This window comes from Myxococcus sp. CA039A, assembly GCF_013336645.1.
GTDB classification, from domain to species: domain Bacteria; phylum Myxococcota; class Myxococcia; order Myxococcales; family Myxococcaceae; genus Myxococcus; species Myxococcus llanfairpwllgwyngyllgogerychwyrndrobwllllantysiliogogogochensis.
Window position 1 is genome coordinate 1 of the sequence record NZ_JABUMQ010000174.1, and the last position, 22,902, is coordinate 22,902.

The 22,902-nt window shown below is 67.6% G+C and carries 14 protein-coding genes; 7 read left to right on the forward strand and 7 right to left on the reverse strand.

The genetic code is table 11. The features are described 5' to 3' along the window. Positions 1-415: EamA family transporter (locus HR086_RS26835; RefSeq protein WP_174467054.1), on the forward strand; the 415-nt coding region annotated here is incomplete at its 5' end. A gap of 170 nt (positions 416-585) precedes the next feature. Next, the gene (locus tag HR086_RS26840; RefSeq protein ID WP_174454097.1) at positions 586-2,877 is read left to right on the forward strand and encodes a hypothetical protein; all 2,292 of its coding nucleotides are present in this window, start codon (positions 586-588) and stop codon (positions 2,875-2,877) included. 26 nt (positions 2,878-2,903) lie between these two features. On the opposite strand, the gene HR086_RS26845 is transcribed toward HR086_RS26840, so the two are convergent. From HR086_RS26845 to HR086_RS26855, 3 genes are all read right to left on the reverse strand, one after another. After that, positions 2,904-4,889 carry a PAS domain S-box protein gene (locus HR086_RS26845; protein WP_141646819.1) on the reverse strand — a complete coding sequence of 662 codons (1,986 nt, stop codon included), beginning with the start codon at positions 4,887-4,889 and terminating at the stop codon, positions 2,904-2,906. A 113-nt stretch (positions 4,890-5,002) separates the two neighbouring features. After that, positions 5,003-12,166 (reverse strand): HAMP domain-containing protein, encoded by a 7,164-nt coding sequence (locus HR086_RS26850; RefSeq protein ID WP_217441966.1) that lies wholly within the window; start codon positions 12,164-12,166, stop codon positions 5,003-5,005. A 469-nt stretch (positions 12,167-12,635) separates the two neighbouring features. Next, positions 12,636-13,526 carry a hypothetical protein gene (locus HR086_RS26855; protein WP_174454094.1) on the reverse strand — a complete coding sequence of 297 codons (891 nt, stop codon included), beginning with the start codon at positions 13,524-13,526 and terminating at the stop codon, positions 12,636-12,638. A gap of 182 nt (positions 13,527-13,708) precedes the next feature. On the opposite strand from HR086_RS26855, the gene HR086_RS26860 reads away from it, so the two are divergent. The 3 genes from HR086_RS26860 to HR086_RS48725 all read left to right on the forward strand — a co-directional run bounded on the left by HR086_RS26860 (position 13,709) and on the right by HR086_RS48725 (position 18,150). Next, on the forward strand, positions 13,709-16,201 hold the full coding sequence (locus HR086_RS26860) for a TonB-dependent receptor (protein WP_174454093.1): 2,493 nt from the start codon (positions 13,709-13,711) through the stop codon (positions 16,199-16,201). Positions 16,202-16,415: 214 nt separating this feature from the next. Next, positions 16,416-17,015 carry a transglycosylase domain-containing protein gene (locus HR086_RS26865; RefSeq protein ID WP_174467056.1) on the forward strand — a complete coding sequence of 200 codons (600 nt, stop codon included), beginning with the start codon at positions 16,416-16,418 and terminating at the stop codon, positions 17,013-17,015. Positions 17,016-17,217: 202 nt separating this feature from the next. Next, positions 17,218-18,150: a hypothetical protein gene (locus HR086_RS48725; protein ID WP_254626485.1), complete on the forward strand. Its 933-nt coding sequence runs from the start codon at positions 17,218-17,220 to the stop codon at positions 18,148-18,150. A 4-nt stretch (positions 18,151-18,154) separates the two neighbouring features. On the opposite strand, the gene HR086_RS26875 is transcribed toward HR086_RS48725, so the two are convergent. Genes HR086_RS26875 through HR086_RS26885 form a run of 3 tightly spaced genes read right to left on the reverse strand, consistent with a single transcriptional unit; the run spans position 18,155 to position 19,590 of the window. Beyond that, complete coding sequence (locus tag HR086_RS26875; RefSeq protein WP_141646814.1) at positions 18,155-18,451, reverse strand: cyclic-phosphate processing receiver domain-containing protein; 297 nt, start codon at positions 18,449-18,451, stop codon at positions 18,155-18,157. 25 nt (positions 18,452-18,476) lie between these two features. Continuing rightward, positions 18,477-18,710 (reverse strand): hypothetical protein, encoded by a 234-nt coding sequence (locus HR086_RS26880; RefSeq protein WP_141646813.1) that lies wholly within the window; start codon positions 18,708-18,710, stop codon positions 18,477-18,479. Positions 18,711-18,744: 34 nt separating this feature from the next. Further along, positions 18,745-19,590: a 2-oxo acid dehydrogenase subunit E2 gene (locus HR086_RS26885; RefSeq protein ID WP_174467057.1), complete on the reverse strand. Its 846-nt coding sequence runs from the start codon at positions 19,588-19,590 to the stop codon at positions 18,745-18,747. A 113-nt stretch (positions 19,591-19,703) separates the two neighbouring features. Between HR086_RS26885 and HR086_RS26890 the strand changes: the two genes are divergently transcribed. Then, positions 19,704-20,639, forward strand: a complete 936-nt coding sequence (locus tag HR086_RS26890; RefSeq protein WP_174454089.1) for a DUF1684 domain-containing protein — start codon at positions 19,704-19,706, stop codon at positions 20,637-20,639. A gap of 199 nt (positions 20,640-20,838) precedes the next feature. Then, entirely contained in the window at positions 20,839-22,140 is a 1,302-nt protein-coding gene (gene yjjJ, locus HR086_RS26895; RefSeq protein ID WP_174467058.1) for a type II toxin-antitoxin system HipA family toxin YjjJ, read from the forward strand. 71 nt (positions 22,141-22,211) lie between these two features. Here yjjJ and HR086_RS26900 read toward each other — a convergent pair whose 3' ends face one another. Then, on the reverse strand, positions 22,212-22,793 hold the full coding sequence (locus HR086_RS26900; RefSeq protein WP_174467059.1) for a type 1 glutamine amidotransferase domain-containing protein: 582 nt from the start codon (positions 22,791-22,793) through the stop codon (positions 22,212-22,214). Between the last annotated feature and the right edge of the window lie 109 nt (positions 22,794-22,902).

The following is a 22,902-nucleotide window of genomic DNA, read 5'->3' on the forward strand; positions in this document are numbered from 1 at the left end:
GGCCACGCTGGCCCTGCTGGTGTCGCCGATGAGCTGGGCGCTGGGCTCCGTGCTCGGACGCCGCATGCCGATGCCCCAGGGGATGATGGCGCCCGCGGCGCAGATGCTGTGCGGTGGCGCGCTGATGCTGACCTTCGGGCTCCTGCGTGGCGAGCACCTGACGGCCATGCCGGATGCGCGCGCGCTCGCGGCCTTCGCGTACCTGGTCACCTTCGGCTCGCTGGTAGGCTACACCGTTTACGGCTACCTGATGCGGCACACGAGCCCCTCGGTGGCCACCAGCTACGCGTACGTCAATCCGGTGGTGGCGGTGCTCCTGGGCGTCGTGTTCGCGGGCGAGTCGATGAGCCCCCTGTCGTGGGTCGCCATGGCCGCGATTCTGGGCGCCGTCGTGCTGCTGACCCGCAAGCGCTGAGCACCTCGCGCGGACGCATCACCAGAATGTCTGGCGTCAGCGAAGACCACTCGCGGAAGACCACTCGCGGACCCTGCGTGCTCGGAGGTCCGCACGTCGCGTGACACCCCGGACGAGAAGGGGCAGACGGCGCTTGACGCTGGTGCCCTCCCTCGCTGTTTAACGGGGGAATGGAATCCATCCGCGCGCTCTGTCTCGCATGGCTGCTGGTGGGTGGCCTCGCCGCCGCCGCGCCCGTCGTCCAGGTGCCCGAGGGTGGCGCCGGCGTGCCGGTGGTCTCGAAGGGTGTCGTCTGTGGTCCGTTGCGAGCAGGCTGGACGCTGGCGTCGGACAGTCGGACCCTGCGGCCTCCGCAGCGGGTGGAGCAGGACGACGCGCGCATCCAGGAGTTGAAGGTGGCGTCGTCGGTGGGGCAGTGCGAGACGACCGAGGAGCGCGTCACCGTCATCGCCACCGGCCCCTTTCCGCGCGTGGACGCGGCGGCGACGAACTTCTTTCCGGACGAGGGCCGCGTGGAGCTGCGCGGCGCGGGGCTGGACCATGTGGGCATCTCCTGGAGTGGGACGCCCCGGGGTGAGTCCCAGCCCCAGCTCATCGAGGGACAGGACCGGTGCCTGGCGCCCTCGACGGAGCGGGGGCCGGCGAGCTGCACGGTGCCCGTGGCGCGCGGGCTGCCCACGGACGCAGCGCTCTACTGGACACCGCCTCATGGTCGGCATGGACCGGATGTCACGACGTATGACGCGTCTGGCAACGTGGTGGACCCGGAGACGTTCCGGCTTCGCCCCGGGCGCGTGGTGCTGACCCAGCCGCTCATCCAGTCGGGTGGCGTGGATGTGTCGCGAGGGCCGGGCTCGGTGGCGCTGAGCCACTCGGAGGCACTGGCGTCGGTGGACTGCGGGCCGGTGCGCTGCGAGGTGAACGAGGGCACGGTGTCGCTGCGCAACGTGCCGGGCGTGGACGTGAGCGTGACGCTGCGCCTGCGCCTGGCGCCGCGCATCTACTTCGCGCGCGGCGAGGTGCTGGAGCAGGTGCTGCTGGAGACGCTCCCCGTGCTGGCGTGTCCGCTCACGGCCGTGGAGGGCACGGTGCTGCGCGACGCGGAGAACGCGGCGATGGTGGTGCGGCTGGACACGTCATGCCAGCACGACCCGCGCAAGCTGTTGTGGTCGATGAACGACCAGCGGGCGAGGGTGGAGCGCGTGGTGAAGGCGCAGGACGGCGTCTATGTGTTGCTGCGCACGGGAGGCACGTCCGAGCAGCAGGTGACGGTCATCGCGCAGACCTCGCGGGTGGAGGGCTCGGTGGTGGCGTCGGATACGACGAAGACGCAGCCGCTGCCCGTGCCGCGCGCGTCGCTGGAGCTGTCGGACCAGGGGGCCATCGACTTCATCCCCATCAACCGACCTGCGGAGCTCATCGTGGCCTCGAGCGGAGAGCAGGGGCGCTTCGTTCCGCGCCCTGTGGCCGGGGCCTACAGCATCATCTCGCGGGACGGGACGACCTATGTGCAGGGCGAGCCCACCGCGGGCGGCTTCGTGTCGCTGCGCTTCGGCTATCAGGTGTCCACGCTGCCGGGGGAGCTGGCGACGGCGGACCTGTTCGTCGTCAACGAGCGGGTGCAGCGCTCGGTGCGCGAGGCCAGCGTGCCCATCCGCATCGAGAGCGTGGTGGAGCTGGTGTGCGCGGACAAGGAGGGCAAGGACCAGGTGCTGGAGCCCAGCCGTCCGCACCGAATCAACTACGAGATGCGCAACTCATGTCGGGTCATCATCCACCGGGAGCGGCTCAAGCCCGAGCAGGGCACACAGGAAATCGTGCTGCGCATCGACGTCACCAAGGCGGACGGCTCGGCCCGAGGGGAGAGCCACGTGGAGCAGCGGATGTTGCTGCGGCCGCAGGGCGAGGCCCGGACCATTCCCGTGCCGGGGCAGCTGGCGCAGTTCGACCGGATTCTCGTCCAGGTGTCGCTGGTGGCGGACGAGTCGCGGTACGCGCTGAGCACGTCGGACCGCTCGGGGCTGCCGTCGGCGCAATGGACGGCCATCGTCAGGGGAGGGCGCTTCCGGCTGTACACGACGGCGACGATTCCGGCGGGCCTCTACCGGGCGACGGAGCCCAGCGGGCAGCTCATCCTCAACTTCGGCGTGGTGTCGCGACTGGCGCTCTTGAACAACGAGGGACAGGAGCGGCTCCTGGGCATCGAGATGGGGCTGATGGGCATGGGGTTGATTCCCCAGTCCGGCGACATCGAGTTCCCCCCGACGCTGGCGGTGGTGCTGGGGCTCAGCTTGCGCGTGCCCATTGGACCGGGAGCGGCGGTGGGGGCACAGGCGTGGGTGGCGCGCGAGTTCCGGGACGACATCACCCGCCGCTCCGACGGCTCCGTCGTCCCCTCCAGCCGCTGGTCCTTCATCTTCGGGCCCAGCATCTCCGTGGGCAACGTGGGCTTCAATCTCTGACGCCGCGCTCGCGCGCCGGCGCCCTGTCAGCTCGCGGTGCGCGTGCCGTGCTCGTGATGCACGCCGACTCCGGGGGACTCCGTCTCACGGGGCAGCCAGACGTTGAACGTGGACCCCTGGCCCGGCACGCCCTGGGACTCCACCCAGATGCGTCCGCCGTGCTGTTCGACGATGCCCTGGCTGATGGTGAGCCCCAACCCCAGGCCGCCGTACTTGCTGCCGTGCGCGCGCCCGAAGCGCTCGAAGATGAGCGCCTGCTTGTCCTTGGGAATCCCCACGCCGCTGTCCTTCACGGACAGGTGCACCCCTTCCTTCCCCTCGCGCACCAGCCGCACCAGCACCGCCCCACCCTCCGGTGAGTAGCGGATGGCGTTGGACAAGAGGTTCGTCAGCACCTGGTCCAACCGACCCCGGTCCCACGTCCCCTCCAGGTGCTCCGGCGCCTCCACCTGGATTTCATGCCCCTGCGACAACACCGCCATGCGGTCCCGCGTCTCCTGCACCAGCTGGCCCAGGTCGAACTTCTCCAGCTCCAGCGACAGCCGCCCCGCCTGCAGCCGACTGATGTCCAGCAGGTCCTCCACCAGCTTCGCCATCCGGTCGATTTGCCGGTTGATGATTTTCAGCGACTTGCCCGGCCCCGCTTCCGTCTCGCCGCCCAGCTTCAAGAGCGCCAGATGCGCGTGCCCCTTGGCCGCCGCCAGCGGCGTGCGCAGCTCGTGGCTCGCCGCCGCGAGGAACGCGTCCTTCGCCTCGCTCGCCAGCCGCAGCGCGGTCTCCGCGCGCTGACGCTCGGTGATATCGCGCGCCACGGAGATGAACCGCCCCCCGGGCCCCTCCGCCGCGGACACGAACTGGAGCACCACCTCCACCGGCACCTCGGTGCCATCCCTGCGCCGGTGCGTCGTCGAGTACGTCTGGCTGGGCAACGTCCCACTCACCAACGGCGCCAGCAGCTTGCGGAACCCCGCCTCGTCGAAGGCGCTCTCCACCTCCAGCACCGACAACCCCACCAGCTCGTCCGTGCTGCTCGACAGCTGCTTGGCCGCGCCCGCGTTGGCGTACGTGAGCGTCAGCGAGTCCGGCGAGAACATCAGGACGCAGTCCAACGTCGCGTCCAGCGTCATCTTGAAGCGCCCCAGCGCCTCCTCCGCCCGCCGCTTGTCGTCGATGTCCGTGGCTACGGCAATCCAGCCCACCACGTGCCCGGACTCGTCCCGCTCCGGCACCGCGCGCGCCAGGTGCCAGCGATACACCCCGTCGAAACGCCGCAGCCGGAACTCACGCTCCACCCGCTGGCTGGAGCGGATGGCCGTCTCCCACGCCGAGCGCATCTCCTCCCGGTCCACCGGGTGCACGAACTCCAGGAACGTGCCCAACGACAGCGGATGCTCCTCGTGGATGCCCGTGTAGTCGCGCCCCGCCCGGTTGGCGTAGGTGAACGAGCCGTCCGCCCGCGCCGCCCACATCACCTCCGGCAAGGACTCCGTGAGCCGCCGGTAGCGCAGCTCGCTCTGCCGCTCCACCGCCTCGCGCTCGCGCTGGCGCAACATCGCCGCCTGCCGCTGGATTTGTTGTTCCTTGAGGAACAAATCCACGAAGACGCTGACCTTCGAGCGGAGGATTTCCGGGTCGAAGGGCTTGAGCAGGTAGTCCACCGCGCCGTGCGCATAACCCTTGAAGATGTGGGCCGCGTCGCGGCTGAGCGCGGTGAGGAAAATGATGGGAATGGTGCGCGTGCGCTCCCGCTGCTTGATGAGCGTGGCCGTCTGGAAGCCGTCCAGGCCCGGCATCTGCACGTCCATCAGGATGACGGCGAAGTCGCGCTGAAGCAGGAACTTGAGCGCCTCCTCGCCACTGGTCGCTTTGACAAGCTCCTGCCCCAACGGCTCGAGGATGGCCTCCAGCGCCAGCAGGTTGGACGGGTGGTCGTCCACCATCAGGATGCTCGCCCGGGGACGGCTTGCGCCGTCCTGGGGGCGTTCGGCGGAGATGTGTTCGCTAGGCGTCATTGAAATAGGAGCAAGGTATGCCCCACCGTTCACTGGCGGGACAGGCTAGGCGCGCCCCCCGCCGTCCCCAAGCCCGGCGGTGACGAGTCGTGCGCTAGCCATCATTCGACCTCTCAAGCCGACACCCAGAGACGGATGAGTTCCAAAAGCTTGTCCGTATCCACCGGCTTGGGCAGGTAGTCACTGGCCCCCGCGGCCATGCACTTCTCCCGGTCGTCCTTCAGGGCCTTCGCGGTGACGGCGATGATGGGCAGGCTGGCGTACTTCACGTCCTTGCGGATGGCCCGCATGGTCTCGTACCCGTCCATCTCCGGCATCATCACGTCCATCAGCACGATATCCACGTCGCGGTGCTGCTCGAGCGTCTCGATGGCCGCCCGCCCGTTCTCGGCGAAGACCACCTGCATGCCGTGGTTCTCCAGCACGCTGGTGAGGGCGAAGATGTTGCGCATGTCGTCATCGACGACGAGCACCTTCTTGCCCACCACCTCCGACTCCTGCTCGCTGCGCTGCGCCAGGGCCGCCCGCGCGCGGGGAGGCAGGTTCTGGTCCAGTCGGTGCAGGAACAGCGCCGTGTCACTGAGCAACTGTTCGGGACTCTTCGTTCCGCTCTTGAGGATGACGCTGCCGGTGTAGCGGCGCAGGCGCGTGTCGTCCTTCGGCGTCAGCTCCTTGCCCGTGTAGATGACGATGGGCAAGTCCCTGAAGCGCTGCTGCGTCTTCACCTCCTCCACCAGCTTGATGCCGTCCATGTCCGGCAGGAGCAGGTCGATGACGAGGCAGTCGTACTCGCCCTCCTCCAGCTTCTGGAGGACCTCCTGGCCGGTGGCCACCGCCGTGACGGCGACGTCGCCGCCCTCGGCGAGCAGGCTGACCAGGCTGTTGCGCTGGACGTCGTCGTCCTCCACGAGGAGCAGGCGCCGTTCCGTGCGCTCCAGGAACTTCGCCAGCTGGTTGAACACCCGCTCCAGGCCCTCCTTGCTGACGGGCTTGGTGAGGTAGCCGAACGCGCCCTGGGCGTTGCCCAGGTGCTTGTCCATGACGCTGATGATGTGCACCGGGATGTGGCGCGTGCGCGGGTTGCGCTTGAGCCTGTCGAGCACGCTCCAGCCGTCGACGACGGGCAGCTGGATGTCGAGCGTCACCGCGTGCGGCTGGAACTCGTTGGCCATGGACAGGCCGGTGTCACCCCGCGTGGCGACCAGGGCCTTGAAGCCCTTCTCTCGCGCCAGTTGCACCATGATGCGGGCGAACTTCAGGTCGTCCTCGATGATGAGCAGGACGCGGTCACCCTCGCGGATGTGGTCCCGGTCGTCCTCCACCGCGAGCGGCGGAAGCAGCGAGTCCACCTGAGGAGGCGGCAGCGCCGCGTCCAGCACATGGGCGTTCTCCGCGGCGGTCGGCGGCACCGGCGCGGGCGTCGGGAACAGGGGCTCCGACGAGACGTGGGACATGCGAGACAGCGGCTCGAGCGGCGAGGGCATGACCGGCATGACCGGCATGCCGTCGTCCTCGGGGCCCACGTACTCGGGCGGCAGATACAGCGTGAAGGTGCTGCCCTTGCGCGGCTCGCTGTGGACGTGGATTTCGCCGCCCAGCAGCTTGGCGATTTCGCGGCTGATGGACAGGCCCAGGCCGGTGCCGCCGTACTTGCGCGCGGTGGAGCCGTCCGCCTGCTGGAACGCCTCGAAGATGAGGCGCTGCTTGTCCTTGGCGATGCCGATGCCCGTGTCCGTCACCGAGAAGGCGAGCACGAAGCGCGAGCGCTTGAGCACCTCGTGGTCCAGGCGCGTGCCCGGCTCGGCCAGCTTCACCGTCATCTTCACGCTGCCTTCGTCCGTGAACTTGAAGGCGTTGGAGAGCAGGTTCTTGAGCACCTGCTGCAGCCGCTGCGGGTCGGTGCGGATGTGGCGGGGGGCGCCCTGCGCCACCTCCACCGTGAAGGCCAGGTTCTTCTGGTCCGCGACGGGGCGGAAGCTCCGGTCGATGAACTGGTTCAACTCCGACAGGACGATGTCCCGCGGCTCCACCTGCATCTTCCCGGCCTCCACCTTGGACAGGTCGAGGATTTCGTTGATGAGGCTGAGCAAATCACCACCGGACGCGTAGATGGTGTTCGCGTACTCCACCTGCTTGGTGCTGAGGTTGCCGTCCTTGTTGTCGGACAGCAGCTTGGCCAGGATGAGCAGGCTGTTGAGCGGCGTGCGCAGCTCGTGGCTCATGTTGGCCAGGAACTCGCTCTTGTACTTGGAGATGACGGTGAGCTGCTCGGCCTTCTCCTCCAGGCTGACGCGCGCGCGTTCGACTTCGTTGTTCTTCTCCTCGACGCGGCGGTTCTGCTCCTCGAGCAGCTTCGCCTTGTCCTCCAGCTCGCTGTTGCTGCGCTTGAGCGCGTCCTGCTGCTGCGTCAATTCGCGCGACTGGCTCTGCAGCTCCTGGGTCAGTCCCTGCGACTGCTGCAGGAGCTGCTCGGTGCGCATGTTCGCCATGATCATGTTCAGGACCACGCCGATGCTCTCGGTGAGCTGGTCCAGGAAGATTTGATGGATGGCGCTGAAGGTGTGGAACGAGGCCAGCTCGATGACGGCCTTGACCTCACCTTCGAACAGCACGGGCAGTACGATGATGTTGAGGGGCGCGGACTCGCCCAGGCCGGAGGAGATGGTGATGTAGTCCGGCGGCACGTGGGTGAGCAGAATCGTCTTCCGCTCCAGGGCCGTCTGCCCGACGAGTCCCTCGCCCAGCCGGAACCGGTTGGCGATGTGCTTGCGCTCCCGGTACGCGTAGGTGCTCGTCAGCTTGAGCACCGGCGTGCCGGAGTCGGTGTCCATCAGGAAGAAGGCGCCGTGGTGAGCGGAGACCAGCGGCGTCAGCTCGCTCATGATGAGGCGGCTGACGGCGTCCAGGCTCTTCTGGCCCTGCATCATCCCGCTGAACTTCGCCAGGTTCGTCTTGAGCCAGTCCTGCTCCTGGTTCTTCTGCGTGGTCTCACGCAGGTTGACGATCATCTGGTTGATGTTGTCCTTCAGCGCGGCGACCTCGCCCTCGGCGACGACGGTGATGCTCCGGGTGAGGTCACCCTTCGTCACCGCGGTGGCCACGTCCGAGATGGCGCGCAGCTGGCTCGTCAGCGTGCCGGCGAGCTGGTTCACGTTGTCGGTGAGCTGCCGCCACGTGCCGCGCGCACCGGGCACGCGAGCCTGACCGCCCAGCTTTCCTTCGATACCGACTTCGCGGGCCACCGTGGACACCTGCTCGGCGAACGTGCCCAGCGTGTCCGTCATGTTGTTGATGGTGTCCGCGAGCGCGGCCACTTCGCCCTTCGCGTCGACGATGAGCTTCTGGGTGAGGTCACCGTTGGCGACCGCCGTCACCACGCGCACGATGCCGCGCACCTGCGTGGTGAGGTTGGACGCCATGAAGTTCACGTTGTCCGTGAGGTCCTTCCACGTGCCGGCCACACCGGGCACGCGGGCCTGTCCACCCAGCTTCCCCTCGACACCGACTTCGCGGGCCACCGTGGACACCTGCTCGGCGAACGTGCCCAGCGTGTCCGTCATGTTGTTGATGGTCTCCGCGAGGGCCGCCACCTCGCCCTTCGCTTCGACGACCAGCTTCTGCTTGAGGTCGCCGTTGGCGACGGCCGTCACGACCTTGACGATGCCGCGCACCTGCGTGGTCAGGTTGCGGGCCATGAAGTTCACGTTGTCCGTGAGGTCCTTCCAGACGCCGGACACCCCGCGCACTTCCGCCTGCCCACCCAGCTTGCCTTCCGTGCCGACCTCGCGCGCGACGCGCGTCACTTCCGAGGCGAACGAGTTGAGCTGGTCCACCATGATGTTGATGGTGTCCTTCAGCTCCAGAATCTCGCCCTTCGCGTCGACGGTGATTTTCTTGGAGAGGTCACCGTTGGCGACCGCCGTCGTCACCAGCGCGATGTTTCGCACCTGCGCGGTGAGGTTGGAGGCCATGCTGTTCACGTTGTCGGTGAGGTCCTTCCACGTGCCGGCGACCCCCGGCACCGCGGCCTGACCGCCCAGCTTGCCGTCCGTACCGACTTCCTTCGCGACGCGAGTCACCTCGGCGGCGAACGCGCGGAGCTGGTCCACCATCGTGTTGATGGTGCTCTTGAGCTCCAGGATTTCGCCCCGGGCCTCGACGGAGATTTTCTGCGACAGGTCGCCGTTGGCGACCGCCGTCGTGACCTTGGCGATGTTGCGCACCTGGTCCGTGAGGTTGCCGGCGAGGACGTTCACGTTGTCGGTGAGGTCCTTCCACACGCCCGCGACTCCGGGCACCGCGGCCTGCCCTCCCAGCTTGCCCTCCGTGCCGACTTCCTTCGCGACACGCGTCACTTCCGACGCGAAGCCTCGGAGCTGGTCCACCATCGTGTTGATGGTGTTCTTCAGCTCCAGCACCTCGCCCTTCACGGAGACGGTGATTTTCTGCGACAGGTCACCGTTGGCGACGGCCGTTGTCACCTTGGCGATGTTTCGCACCTGGTCCGTGAGGTTTCCGGCGAGGACGTTCACGTTGTCGGTGAGGTCCTTCCAGACGCCGGACACGCCCTTCACGTCGGCCTGACCGCCCAGCCGGCCCTCGGTGCCGACTTCCTTCGCGACGCGAGTCACCTCGGCGGCGAACGCGCGGAGCTGGTCCACCATCGTGTTGATGGTGCTCTTGAGCTCCAGCACCTCGCCCTTGGCGTCGACCGTGATTTTCTTCGACAGGTCGCCATTCGCGACGGCCGTCGTCACCTCGGCGATGTTTCGCACCTGGGCCGTGAGGTTGTTGGCCAGCAGGTTCACGTTGTTGGTGAGGTCCTTCCACGTGCCCGCGACGCCCGGCACCTCCGCCTGGGCGCCCAGCTTGCCCTCGACGCCCACCGTGCGGGCGACGTCCGTCACCTGCTGGGCGAAGATGGACAGGGTCTGCGTCATCGCGTTGATGGTCTCCGCGAGGGCGGCGATTTCGCCCTTCGCGTCCATGATGAGCTTCTGGGTGAGGTCACCGTTGGCGACCGCCGTCACCACGCGCACGATGCCGCGAACCTGGCTGGTGAGGTTGGAGGCCATGAAGTTCACGTTGTCCGTGAGGTCCTTCCAGACGCCGGACACCCCGCGCACTTCCGCCTGACCACCCAGCTTCCCCTCGGTGCCGACCTCCTTCGCGACGCGCGTCACTTCCGACGCGAAGCCTCGGAGCTGGTCCACCATCGTGTTGATGGTGCTCTTGAGCTCCAGCACCTCGCCCTTGGCGTCGACCGTGATTTTCTTCGACAGGTCACCATTGGCGACCGCCGTGGTGACTTCGGCGATGTTGCGGACCTGGTCGGTGAGGTTGTTCGCGAGCAGGTTCACGTTGTTGGTGAGGTCCTTCCACGTGCCCGCGACGCCCGGCACCACGGCCTGGGCGCCCAGCTTGCCTTCCACGCCCACCGTGCGAGCGACGTCCGTCACCTGCTGCGCGAAGATGGAGAGCGTCTGCGTCATCGCGTTGATGGTGTCGGCCAGCTCGGCGACCTCGCCCTTGGCCTCCATCTTCAGCCGCTGCGTCAAGTCCCCGTTGGCGACCGCCGTCACCACCTTGGCGATGCCACGCACCTGGGTGGTGAGGTTGACGGCCATCACGTTCACGTTGTCCGTGAGGTCCTTCCACGTACCGGAGACGCCCTTCACCTCGGCCTGTCCGCCCAGCTTGCCGTGCGTGCCGACCTCGCGCGCGACGCGCGTCACTTCCGAGGCGAACGAGTTGAGCTGATCCACCATGGTGTTGATGGTGTTCTTCAGCTCCAGAATCTCGCCGCGAGCATCGACCGTGATTTTCTTCGACAGGTCGCCATTGGCCACCGACGTCGTCACCAGGGCGATGTTGCGCACCTGGGTGGTGAGGTTGGAGGCCATGCTGTTGACGTTGTCGGTGAGGTCCTTCCACACGCCAGCGACGCCCTTCACATCGGCCTGACCGCCCAGCTTGCCGTCGGTGCCCACCTCGCGCGCGACGCGCGTCACTTCGGAGGCGAACGCGCGGAGCTGGTCCACCATCGTGTTGATGGTGTCCTTCAGCTCCATCACCTCGCCCTTCACGTCCACCGTGATTTTCTTGGACAGGTCGCCCTTGGCGACGGCCGTCGTCACGTCGGCGATGTTGCGCACCTGGGCCGTGAGGTTGTTGGCCATCAGGTTGACGTTGTCGGTGAGGTCCTTCCACGTGCCGGCGGCGCCGGGCACCTGGGCCTGGGCGCCCAGCTTGCCCTCGACACCCACCGTGCGCGCCACGCTCGTCACCTGCTGGGCGAAGACGTTGAGCGTGTCCGTCATGTTGTTGAGCGTCGCGCCCAGCGCGGCGATTTCGCCCTGCGACGGCACCATCAGCTTCTGGGTGAGGTCACCGTTCGCGACGGCCGTCACCACCTTCACGATGCCGCGCACCTGCGTCGTGAGGTTGGACGCCATGAAGTTCACGTTGTCCGTGAGGTCCTTCCACGTGCCGGACACACCGGGCACCGCGGCCTGACCGCCCAGCTTTCCTTCCGTGCCCACTTCACGCGCCACGCGCGTCACTTCGGAGGCGAAGCCGTTGAGCTGGTCCACCATCGTGTTGATGGTGCTCTTCAGCTCCAGCACCTCGCCGCGCGCGTCCACCGTGATTTTCTTGGACAGGTCGCCGTTGGCGACGGCGGTGGACACCTCGGCGATGTTTCGCACCTGGGCCGTGAGGTTGTTGGCCATCAGGTTCACGTTGTCCGTGAGGTCCTTCCACACGCCGGACACGCCCTTCACCTCGGCCTGTCCGCCCAGCTTGCCGTCGCTGCCGACCTCGCGCGCGACGCGCGTCACCTCGGCGGCGAACGAGTTGAGCTGATCCACCATCGCGTTCACGGTGGTGCCGATGCGCAGGAACTCGCCCTTCACCGGCTGGCCGTCGATTTCGAGGGCCATCTTCTGCGTCAGGTCGCCTTCGGCCACCGCCACCAGCACGCGAGCGACTTCCGTCGTCGGCTGCACCAGGTCGCCGATGAGCGCGTTGATGGAGTTGATGCTCGTGGCCCAGTCGCCGCGCGCGTCGCCCAGCGACACACGCTCGCCCATGCGGCCCTCGCGGCCCACCACGCGGGAGACGCGCACCATCTCGTGCGTCATGGCCGAGTTGAGCGTCACCACCGCGTTGAAGGCGCGGGAGATGTCATCCATCACCGGGAGGGTGGAGAAGTCCGGCAGGCGCACGGAGAAGTCTCCGCCCTGCACGGCCCGCAGCGCGGCCAGCAGCGTCCGCATCGGGTCATCCCCTCGGATGCGCGCACCACCGCCGGGCGTCCTGGCGCCGCCGCCACGACTCCGCGCACCCTCGTCCGCCTGCCTGCCTGCCCCATGAGCGGGCTTCGAGTCACTCGCACGGGTGCGGGTGCGCTCGGCTTCCACGCGGTGGGCCGCGAGGGTGTCGCTGGCGGTCTGCGGGCTGGAAGCCACATCGCTCCGAGGCTGCTTGCGCGTCGAGGCGCGCTTCTTGCCATTGCTGGAGCTGGGAACCTTGGTGTCGTCCACGAGGAGAACCCTTCTGATCGGGATGAACGCCGTGAGCTGTGTTTCACGACGGACGGCCGGGCCGCGAATCTCCTGTGAGTTCGCGGGCTTGTCGATTCAAAGCCCGCCCTGACAGGACGATTTGTCGCCTACTGGACTTCCACTCCGAACTTCCGGACGGCCCGTGTGGAAACCACGGGACCCGGAGCCTTTGTGCAACATGTCAGGGCGGCGGCGCCGTGCAGGGAAAACCGTCGCAGCCCTGGACATAGAGCGGCCGACCGGAGAGCCGGCGAGCAGGGGCCAGACTCCGGTATTCCGGTGCTTTCTCACGCATTCCGGTGCGCACATCGACCGAGAACGACGGTGCCCCGGACGGTGTGCAGCCGATCAACAGCCGGTCCGGTTCATCCAGCCACCACACGGTCTCCACCGCGCAGGGGAGGTCCAGTTCAACGGGGGTGAGGGTGCGGGTGTCGAAGACGCGCAGCAGTCCTTCGGAGAGCACGGCGGCCAGCACGCCGCCCGAGCCCACGGAGAGTCGGCCCGTGGTTCCGGGAACGAGCGTTTGCGCGAGCACCGTGCCCCCAGGCGCCACGGAGACGAGCTGTCCGGAGGCATCCAGGGCCAGCATGCCGTGGGAGTGACCGGCCAGGGCCATGGGCTCGAAGTCGCCCATGGGGCGCAGGGTGGCGCCGTCCTCGCGCAGCAAGCGGCCCGCGGCGGAGAGCCACAGCCGGTTGTCTCCGTCGAAGGCGAGGGCGAGGGTGCCGGTGAGTTCCCTGCGCGTGGCGGCGTCACCGGGGCCGCAGACGGCGACGGCGTGGGGGCCGTAGACAGCGGCGCGCGTGGCGTCCGGGGAGACGGCCCAGCCCAGCCGGGCTTCGGGGTGGGCCTTGGAGAGACAGTGGTTGAGGGCGCCGAAGTTCGGGTCCGTCGTCGGGGAGGAGACGAGGTAGGGCAGGCTGGTGGTGGCGACGTAGAGGAGGAGGCCCAGCGAGACGGCGGTGGCGAGGGTGAGCGGCCAGGGCCGGAGGCTGCGAGCGCGCGTATTCCTCGCGGACGCGCGTGCGCCCTTCCTTCCCGTGGTCACCGCGCTCTCGCGTCCACTCAAGGTTGAGACCTCGTGACAGTGCTGCCCCGGCCCTCGACCTCACACGAATAGCGCCCGACCCGCTTCCGAGCCACCCACCCCGAGGCTGGCTCCAGCACAGCACGGAATCATCACGGGTGCCTGCCTGCTTCGTGCGGAAACCATGACGAACGACGCTCGAGCCCCATGGAAGGTTCTGGGAGATGCGGAACCTGACCGTGTTTCACGTCGTCGTCGGAGTCCTCGTGGGGATGAGCCAGGCACCCACTGCCAGGGCGGAGCCCACGAGCAGCATCTTGGGCACGGTGATTGACGCCCAGAGCCGACAGCCCGTCGGGGATGTCGTCGTGACTGCTTCCGCGTCCGAGCCCCAGGGCGAGTTCACTGTCGTCACGGAAATGGACGGCACCTACCGGTTCGAGCTCCTTCCACCGGGCGTGTACGAACTGCGCTTCGAGAGGGAAGGATTTCTACCGTTGAGGAGGGACTCGGTCCCCGTGCGAGAAGCGCGTGCCTTGCGCATCAGTGCCAGCCTCCTTCCCGAGTCCTTTCGAGAGTTGTTTGAGCCGACTCGCGGCGAGTTCCCCCCCGTGGACACCGAGAGCACGGGTGTCTCCGAGTCCCTCGACCATCTCGACACCGACTTTCTTCCCATCGCACGACCCATCCCGGGCAGCGCGATGCGCTCGGTCGACAGGCTTCAGTCCTTGCGCTCGGAAGCAGTCGACACGGACCAGGGGCTCACACTCCTCGGAACGAGCCCCTCGGAGAACGGATATGTGCTGGACGGCCTCTCCACCCAGGACGGTGTGTTCGGACGCAATGCCGTACCCCTAAGCCTGGAGCTTCTTCAGTACGACTGGGGTGAGCTGCTGTTCCGTGGGCGCATTCCCCAATACGGACGAGCCACGGGAGTCATCATCGATGCGGGGGAGAACAAATCCGGTGGCAATGAGTTCAACGGGTCCGTCTTCGCCCATTGGGCCACCGGCTTGCTCCAGGGGCGTCGGCCGCTCCAGGACAGTCCCCATGAAGTGATTGAGAACATGGGAGAGCTGGGCGCGGTCCTCTCCGGCTCCATCCTGAAGGACCAGCTCTGGTTCTCCCTGGGGCTGATTCCCTCGGTTCAGCGAGTAGAGAGCACACGCTCGCGGTCAGCCGTCCCCGAAGAGGACTCCCTCACCATTCAATCCGACCAACGAGAGGTCCAGGCCTTGGGTCGCCTGACCTACCTGTTCAACGCGGACCACAACACGACGCTGACGTTCATCACGATGCCCGCCACCCAGCGATTGCATGAGGGGACGGCTGCTTTCGCACCACGCACGCTGGAGCGAGACACCCTGCTGCTCGGACTCGGGCACCGCGGGGGACTGTTGGACAAGGCGGTGTTGCTCGATATCGATGCGCGCTGGCTTCGACAACACTTCTCCCAGCGCCCTGCTCTCTCGGGGGACACGGGGACGGAGACAGAAGGACTCGCCTGCGGCTCCGCGCTGTTGGCGCTCTACACCCGGTGCGGAGACGAAGAGCACGAGACGAATCAATTCCAGGTCCAGGGACGGGCCCACTATCGGAACTATGGAGCCCTGGGAATCCCCAAGCTGCAGCACACCCTGAAGGTGGGGCTCGACGCGGAGTGGCTGGTCCACGACGCGGTGCAGAGAGTCCCCAGCGCGCAACGCCGGTCTCCCCGTGGCCTCCAGTCAGCGCCTTCGAGCATCGCGACCCGGACACATCGCGACGTGGTGGGGGGCTTCGTCCAGGACTCCTGGATGTACTCCTACCTTCTGACCCTCAACGTCGGGCTTCGTTACGACATGCAGCGGCTCGTGCCCTCACACGGGGAGACACGTGCTGAAAGCCACATGCTCTCGCCTCAATTGGGCGTGGTCGTGGACCCCTTCGAGCGTGGCGAGATGCGCCTCTTCGCTCACTACGGCAAGTATCGCGGGCGCGTGTTGCTCGGACTGCTGCTTCCTGATGCATCGGGTGAGCAGGTTCGCGGGGTGGAGGTGGATCCCCACCTTTCACCTGCCTCGACCAGCGAGGTCACACTCGGCACCGACGTGGCGGTGCTGGGCGAAACAGTCATGAGCGTGACCTATGTCCGCAGGGAGCTGGATACGGGACTGGGACTCGTGAGCAACCCGGGAGGCGATGCATGGCGGCTCGTCAATCCCGGGAAGGGGTTGGGCTCCGGCCTGCCCAAGCAGGAGCAGACTCATGACGCGGTAACGTTGGAGCTGGCACGAACGGCCGCTTACGACTGGATGGGGCAGGCCAGCTACACGTGGTCGCGCTTCAGCGGCAGTCGTGAGGACTCGCTGAACCACATGCTGCGAGGAACGTCCGCCGTGGCACGGCGCACCCATGTCCTCAAAGCCTTCGGGGGAAGACGACAGCGGTTGACTCCGGCGATGTTGGCGCACTTGGGACTTGCCTATGTCGCCGCGTCGGGAGCACTCAAGGCAGGACAGCGGGGATCCACGCCTTGGTTGCATGTCGTCGATGCGCGGTTCGGAGTGGACTATCAATTCGACCGCGGCAAGGCACTGTCCTTCGACCTCGATGCCTTCAACCTCTTCAACATCCAGACGGAGACGCGGATGACCCCGAGCAGCGAAGACCCCACCGTGGCCATGGAGCAGCAACCACCGAGACAGGTTCGCTTCGGGGCGCGGTACACGTTCTGAGTCCTGGCCTGAAGGCTGCACTGCGCCGAAGCCCATGCGATGGAAGCGCGGCTTGCGGTGGCTGGTGTGTCTGCTGGGACTCGCAGTTGTGGTGCCCTTGGCCGCACTGGAGGGCTTCTACAGCCACACGCTCGCGAGGGTCCCTGTCCTTCCCTCCAAGCCCGTGCCTCTTTTCCGACCCGCGGAGCAACTCCGGCTCCGATGGTGGATGAGCATGGAACGGCCCCAGGTGACTCACGTCCAACCCATCTGGCCCTGGACAGTGGCCCTCGGTGTATTGCAATTGATCCCTTTTACAACCGCCTGCTTCGCAGAAATCGAACCCGAGGGATTCGGGCTCGCACTCGATGCCGCGTATCGCTGGAGTTCCGACCTGGAGCAGCGCGGCGCCGACCGCATTCGGCCTGAGGAGCGCGTCGCGCTGGCGGTCTGGCTCACTCGCCACTGGAGCGCGGAGGACCTGGTGCTGCACGAACTCCGGCACCGCGCATTCCACGAGCAGCAACAGGGTGTCTTCGACGTTGCCAGGAATGTCTTCGGCAAGGAGTGGGCGGAGCTCGACCTCGCGAGCATCGCGCTGCTCAAGGCGGTCTACGACGCCCCCGTGAGACGGGACCCCTGGTGCAATCCGGAGCGCAGCCTCAAGAGTCGCGATTGGCTCCTGCGATACGCTCACGCAAACGCGACCATCACCGTGGATGAACTGGAAGAAGCCCGCAGGGCGCGGCCCCTCCTCGCACCACGCCCCGTGCAGTGGCCTCCCTGCGGAGAGACTCGTGAGGGTGACACCTGGGATTCCGCCCCGCCGCCTTGACGAGGACGCACCCGCACAGAACGGACACCACTTCTCCGTCGACGCCCGGCTGAGCCCTCCGCGCGCCCCTCCCTCCCTGCTCGCAGGGGCGCCGCGCGGACGGGCATCACTCCGGATGAACGCGAGCGTGCGAGCTTCCGCGAGGCTCGCTTGTCGCCAGGGCCCCAAGCCTCAACCTTGAGGACGAGGAAAGGACCCCACCATGCGACGAGCGCTCTTCTCCGCGGCCCTGACGTTCAGCTTCTTGATGACTCCCGCTGCCCTCGCGCAGACAGCGGGCGGTGGGTCGAGCGGTGGGTCGTCCGCTCCTGGAATGACCTCACCTCCACAGAACCAGCAAGGCCGAGGCGTCTCGGGAGATACCGGCACGCAGCCACCGGGCACGTATGAACCAGGCAGCTACTCGCCCGTCCCACAGGGCGCCACGGGGGCCGAGGACAACCTCGGTACGCCGAACACGGATTACTCGGGCACGGGTGGCTCCGGAAACACGAACAACACCCCGGCCTCGAACCAAGGCGCTGGAAACCAAGGCTCTGGAAATGATGTCCCCAGCGGCAGGGCTCCTCCCACGCAGGGAGGCACCGAACCTTCCGACGCGGCGGGTGACGCGCATGGCGGCAGCGCGGAGGCCGCTTCCTCGGGGAAGGACCTGAGCCCGCAGCAATTGACTCGTGAAGTCGCGATGCTTCGCTCCGATGTCCTGCGCCTCCAGCGACAGGTCAACGCCCTGCGCGGCCCGCACTCGGACAAGAAAGAAGAAGGCACCGGCGGCTCGGGACAGGAGTCCTTGGGCCAGAGCACGCCCCCCAAACAGAGCGCGCCCCCGGAGCCCGCGCGGGACACGGGGGCGAACCCCGAGAAGACCGTGGTCGCCAGCGTCGTCATGCGCGGACAGGTGGCCTCGACCTCGAAGGGACGCGTCGTGGTCCGAGACGCGGAGACCGGAGACCTCTACAACCTCCGCGTCGGCCAGAACACCCAGGTGGTCCGCAACGGACAACGCATCTCACTCGAGAGCCTGCCCCAAGGCACCGCCGTCCAGGCGGCCTTCAGCCTCATCGCCGACGGCAGCACCAACGCGACCCGCATCCAGGTCGCCCCGAGCCCGAGTCCAACTCCGCGCTCACGCTGAGCCGTCACCGCTCGCGAACGAAACGCTCGATGCGCTCCATCGCCAGCTCCATCTTGTGGCGCGCGGAGCTGTTCGCTGAATGCACCCGGACACGCGGAGGAACAAAGCCCCGCGTGGCCACCGCTTCCTCGAGCCAGAGCAGCACGTCATAGCCCGTGCCGTGCTCATCGTCTCCAAGGTCATGGTCGAGGCTGAGCTCGACCACCTGCCCACCTTCCAGCAACGCGATGGCCTCCTCCGGCCACCGCACCGCCACCCAGCCCTCCGGCGTGGGCCTCTCGTCGTCCAGATAGACCTTCATCGAAGGGCCTGCTCCACCGAAGACCTCAGCGCTCCTCGTCCTTGGACGACTTGCTCTCCGCGAGCTGCCGCATCTTCGCGGCGAAGGGGCTCTCCCCTTCCGCGCGATTGGGCCCGCCCGCCAGTCGCTGGCGTCGAGTCATCGCCAGTGGACCTTCCGCCGGACCCTCGAGCGCTTCCTTCTCGTAGCGGTCCTGCCCTCCGAGCGCGCGCCCCACGGGACGGGCGGAGGCAACGCGACGATTGGTATCCACGGGCATGACGGGACCTCCAGCAGTGGCGACGTGTCCCGTTCTACCCCACCCGCTCGCCGCTCGCAGCCCCCCACGTCTCCTCGGGCGACTCCAGCGCCGCGCCCACGTGCCGCAGCACCTTCGCCACCACCTCCACGTCGAGCGCCCGCGCGTCCCACGTACACGTCAGCGTCATCATCCGCCCGGGAACCAGCTCGCCCGCCTCCACCACCGGCACGGACCGCACCGCACCCGGCGCGAGGATGAGCGGCACCCGCGTGTACGGCACCGTCGCCACGAAGCCGCGCTCCAGCCCCAGCGAGCCCAGGCTCGTCACCACCACCGAACCGAACGGGTCCCTGGGCATCCCCACCCAGCGCAGGTCCACGTTCAGCGTGAACCAGACGAAGGACAGGAGCCGCAGCGCCAGCCCCATGAACATCCCGGGGATGCGATACGAGCGACGCTTGCCCCGCTCGATGACCGCGTCCTTGCGCGAGCGCACCTGGGACACGACGGCCTCCATCGCCCGCGCGAACTCCTCCAACGACAGGGTATCCGCCCGAGGCACCGTGGCCGTCGTCAGGTCCGCCCGTCCCGACTCCTCGGGCTGCACGACGAGCACGCACACACCCACGTCCACACGCAGCGAGGGCGCGCCCCAGCGCAGGAGCACGTTGGCCTCGGGGTACAGGCGCAGCGCGTCCGCGGACGCCTTGGCCACCAGGTGCGTCACCGTGAGTCGCTGTCCGGTGCGAGCCCGCCACGCCTCCAGGAACGCAACGGCCTTCTCCATGCGCACTTCGAGGGACGCATAGGCGCTCGGGTCCCTGGGCGAACGCCACGCCCCCAGGGCGAGCTTGCGGAAGGCACCCGGCGGCGGTGCCGGCTTCAGGTCGAGTTCCACGGCGGGTGTCCGGCTTCGCACGGAGCCCGGTCGCCTGCAACCCTGCGCCGCGCACCCCACCCTGTTAGACAGGGGGCCGCTGCTGGAAGCCCCCTCTCACCGAGGCACCCGACATGACGCCCCTTGCCCTGGCCCTGTCCCTCGCCCTCCAGGCCGCGCCGGCCCCGCAGAAGGCCCCGCCGCCGAAACCCGCTGCCCCCGCCAAGACTGTGTCCACTCCCACGACGCCCGAAGACCTCACCGCCTCCACCCGCGCCTGGCATGAGCAGCGCATCCAGCGACTCCAGTCCGAGGAGGGTTGGTTGACGCTCGTCGGCCTCTTCTGGCTCAAGGAGGGCGAGCAGACCGCCGGCTCCGCGCCCGAGAGCGAACTGGACTTCCCGGCCGGTACGCCCGCGAAGCTCGGCATCTTCACGCGCAAGGGCAACACCGTCAGCTTCCAGCCCGCGTCGGGTGTGCAGTTCACGCGCAACAACGCGCCCTTCACCGGGGGCGAGCTGAAGACGGACGAGAAGGGCTCCCCGGATGTGGTGAAGCTCGGCAGCCTCAACTTCCAGGTCATCCTCCGAGGCGACAAGCTGGGCGTGCGTGTGAAGGACTCGCAGGCGCAGGCGCGCAAGCAGTTCCACGGCATCGAGACCTATCCGGCGAGCCCCACGTGGCGCGTCACCGCGCGCTTCGAGCCCTCGGCCACGCCGCGCACGCTCCAGGTTCCCAACGTGCTGGGCACCACGGAGGAGATGAAGGCGCCGGGCACGCTCGTCTTCACCATGGACGGCAAGGAGTACCGCCTGACGCCGGTGGAGGAAGAGGGCTCCAACCAGCTCTTCATCATCTTCGCGGACGAGACGAACCGCGATGCGACGTACGGCGCGGGCCGCTTCCTGTACTCGGACATGCCGAAGGACGGACAGGTGGTGCTCGACTTCAACCGCTCCTACAACCCGCCCTGCGCCTTCACGCGCTTCGCCACCTGCCCGCTGCCTCCGCGTGGCAACCGCCTGGCCCTCCGCGTGGAGGCTGGCGAGAAGCGCTACGGCGACCACTGAGGTGCAGGGAGCTGTTCATCCCGCTGTGCCCACCGGGCCGACTCCGCTCTCACGCGGGGCGGCCCGGTTTCACTTTTCCCAGTGAATCCAAGAAGATGCTCGTGGCTCTCATCTCGAACATCCTTCGGCATTCGGTTCACGAATCGAATCAGAAATCTGTTCACGGGTTGAATCAGGGAGACAGGGCGGGCCCCACTTCATGGCCACGGTGGAACAGCTTCTAGCGGCCCTCGGCCGTCGGGATGAAGCCCGAGCGAGCGAGCTCGCGACGCAGCTCAAGGTTTCTCGCCCCTCGGTGACGCGCCTCCTGCTCGCGGCGGGGGACCGCGTGTGTCGCATGGGCGAAGGACCGGCGACCCGCTATGCGCGGACCCGCGAGCTGCCCCCGCTCGGCACACGGCTGAACGTCCACCGCATCGATGAAGCAGGCGCTGTCCACCGGTACGGCGTGCTCCGCTTGCTCACGGGTGGTCGACACTGGCTCGAATACACGGAACGCGCGCCCAAGCACTTCGAGGGGCTCCCGCCGTTCGCGACGGACATGAGTCCACAGGGCTACATCGGCCGGACATTCTCACTCCGCCATCCCGAGCTCTTGCTCCCCCAACGCGTGGCGGACTGGACGGATGACCACTGTCTCGTCGCGCTGGCCCTGCGTGGAGAGGACTGCGTCGGAGACCTCATCCTCGGTGACGAATCGCTCGACCGATATCTCGCCACGCCTCTGCCCACGGCGACTCCCGACGACTACCTCGCGCTCGCACGGGCTTCCGAACAGGGACCGTCGGGCTCCTCCGTGGGCGGAGAGCATCCCAAGTTCGCCACGTACTCCCTGGGTCGCCACGTCATCGTGAAGTTCGCGGGCCCCGACGATGGAGCAGCGGCCTCTCGATGGAGGGACCTGCTCATCGCCGAAGCGCTCGCGCTTGAAACACTTCGCGACGCGGGCATCCCCGCGGCCAACGCGCGTTGGCTGGATGTGGAGGACCATCGCTTCCTCGAAGTGGAACGCTTCGACCGGCTCGGCGCACGCGGCAGGAAGGCCCTGCTGTCACTCGGAGCCATCACCGACGAGTACATCGGCCCGCGCGACACCTGGACGCAGGCCGCATCGAGAATGCACGAGGCGCAGCTCGTCTCCGAAGACGATGCACGGCGAATGCGCTGGCTCGACACCTTCGGCCAGCTCACCGGCAACACGGACCGCCACTTCGGCAACCTGTCCTTCTTCCCAGAAGGGCCGAAGCGGTTCCGACTCGCGCCGGTCTACGACATGCTGCCCATGGTGTTCGCGCCCGTGGGAACGAACCTCGTCGAGCGGACCTTCACGCCACGCCCGCCCACCGCGAGCACCGTGGACATCTGGTCCGACGCCGCACGCCTCGCCCTGTCCTACTGGGAGAAGCTCTCACGAGAGCCCGCGCTCAGCGCGCCCTTCCGGGAGCACTGCGGCCACTGCGCGGCCACCCTCCAGACCTTCATGAACCAGCAGCCCGTCTGACCGAGGAACGCACTCCCGCAACAACAGGCCACGAGCCGACACATCCCGTCCGCTCGTGGCCCGTGACTGACTCAGTGCACGCTGGACGGCTGCTCCGCAGTGGCCTCGCGCCCGCGCGGTGATTCCAGGCGTGGGGCGATGCCCTGGGCCACCTGTCGCAGCAGCGCCTCACTGAAGGCCGGCAGGTCCCCCGGGTTGCGCGAGGTGATGAGGTTGCCATCCTCCACCACCTCGCGGTCCACCCAGCGCGCGCCCGCGTTGATGAGGTCCGTGCGGATGGAGGGCCACGACGTGAGCGTCATCCCATCCGCGATGTCCGCCTCCACCAGCATCCACGGCGCATGGCACACAGCCGCCAACGGCTTGTCCGCGCGGTAGAAGTCCCGCACGAAGCCCACCATGTCGATGTCCATGCGCAGGTGGTCCGGTGAGTAGCCCCCCGGAATCACCAGCGCATCGAAGTCCCGGGACGACACGTTCCGCACGGCCTTGTCCGGGGTGATGACCTCCTTGCCCTTCTTGCCCTTCACGGGCGTGTCGGCCTCCACGCCGATGACGACCGCCTCGTGCCCTGCTTGCTTCACGCGGTCATACGGAATGCGGAACTCGGAATCCTCGAAGTCGTCGGCCAGGATGAACGCGATGCGCGCCATAGGACGTCTCCTTGTTGCGAATGGACGGGTTGTCCCGTGCGCTCAAGGTGCCCACGCGCCCCGTGGCGACACAGGCGCGCCTCCGCGCTCGGCCCGCCCGCCTGCCCAC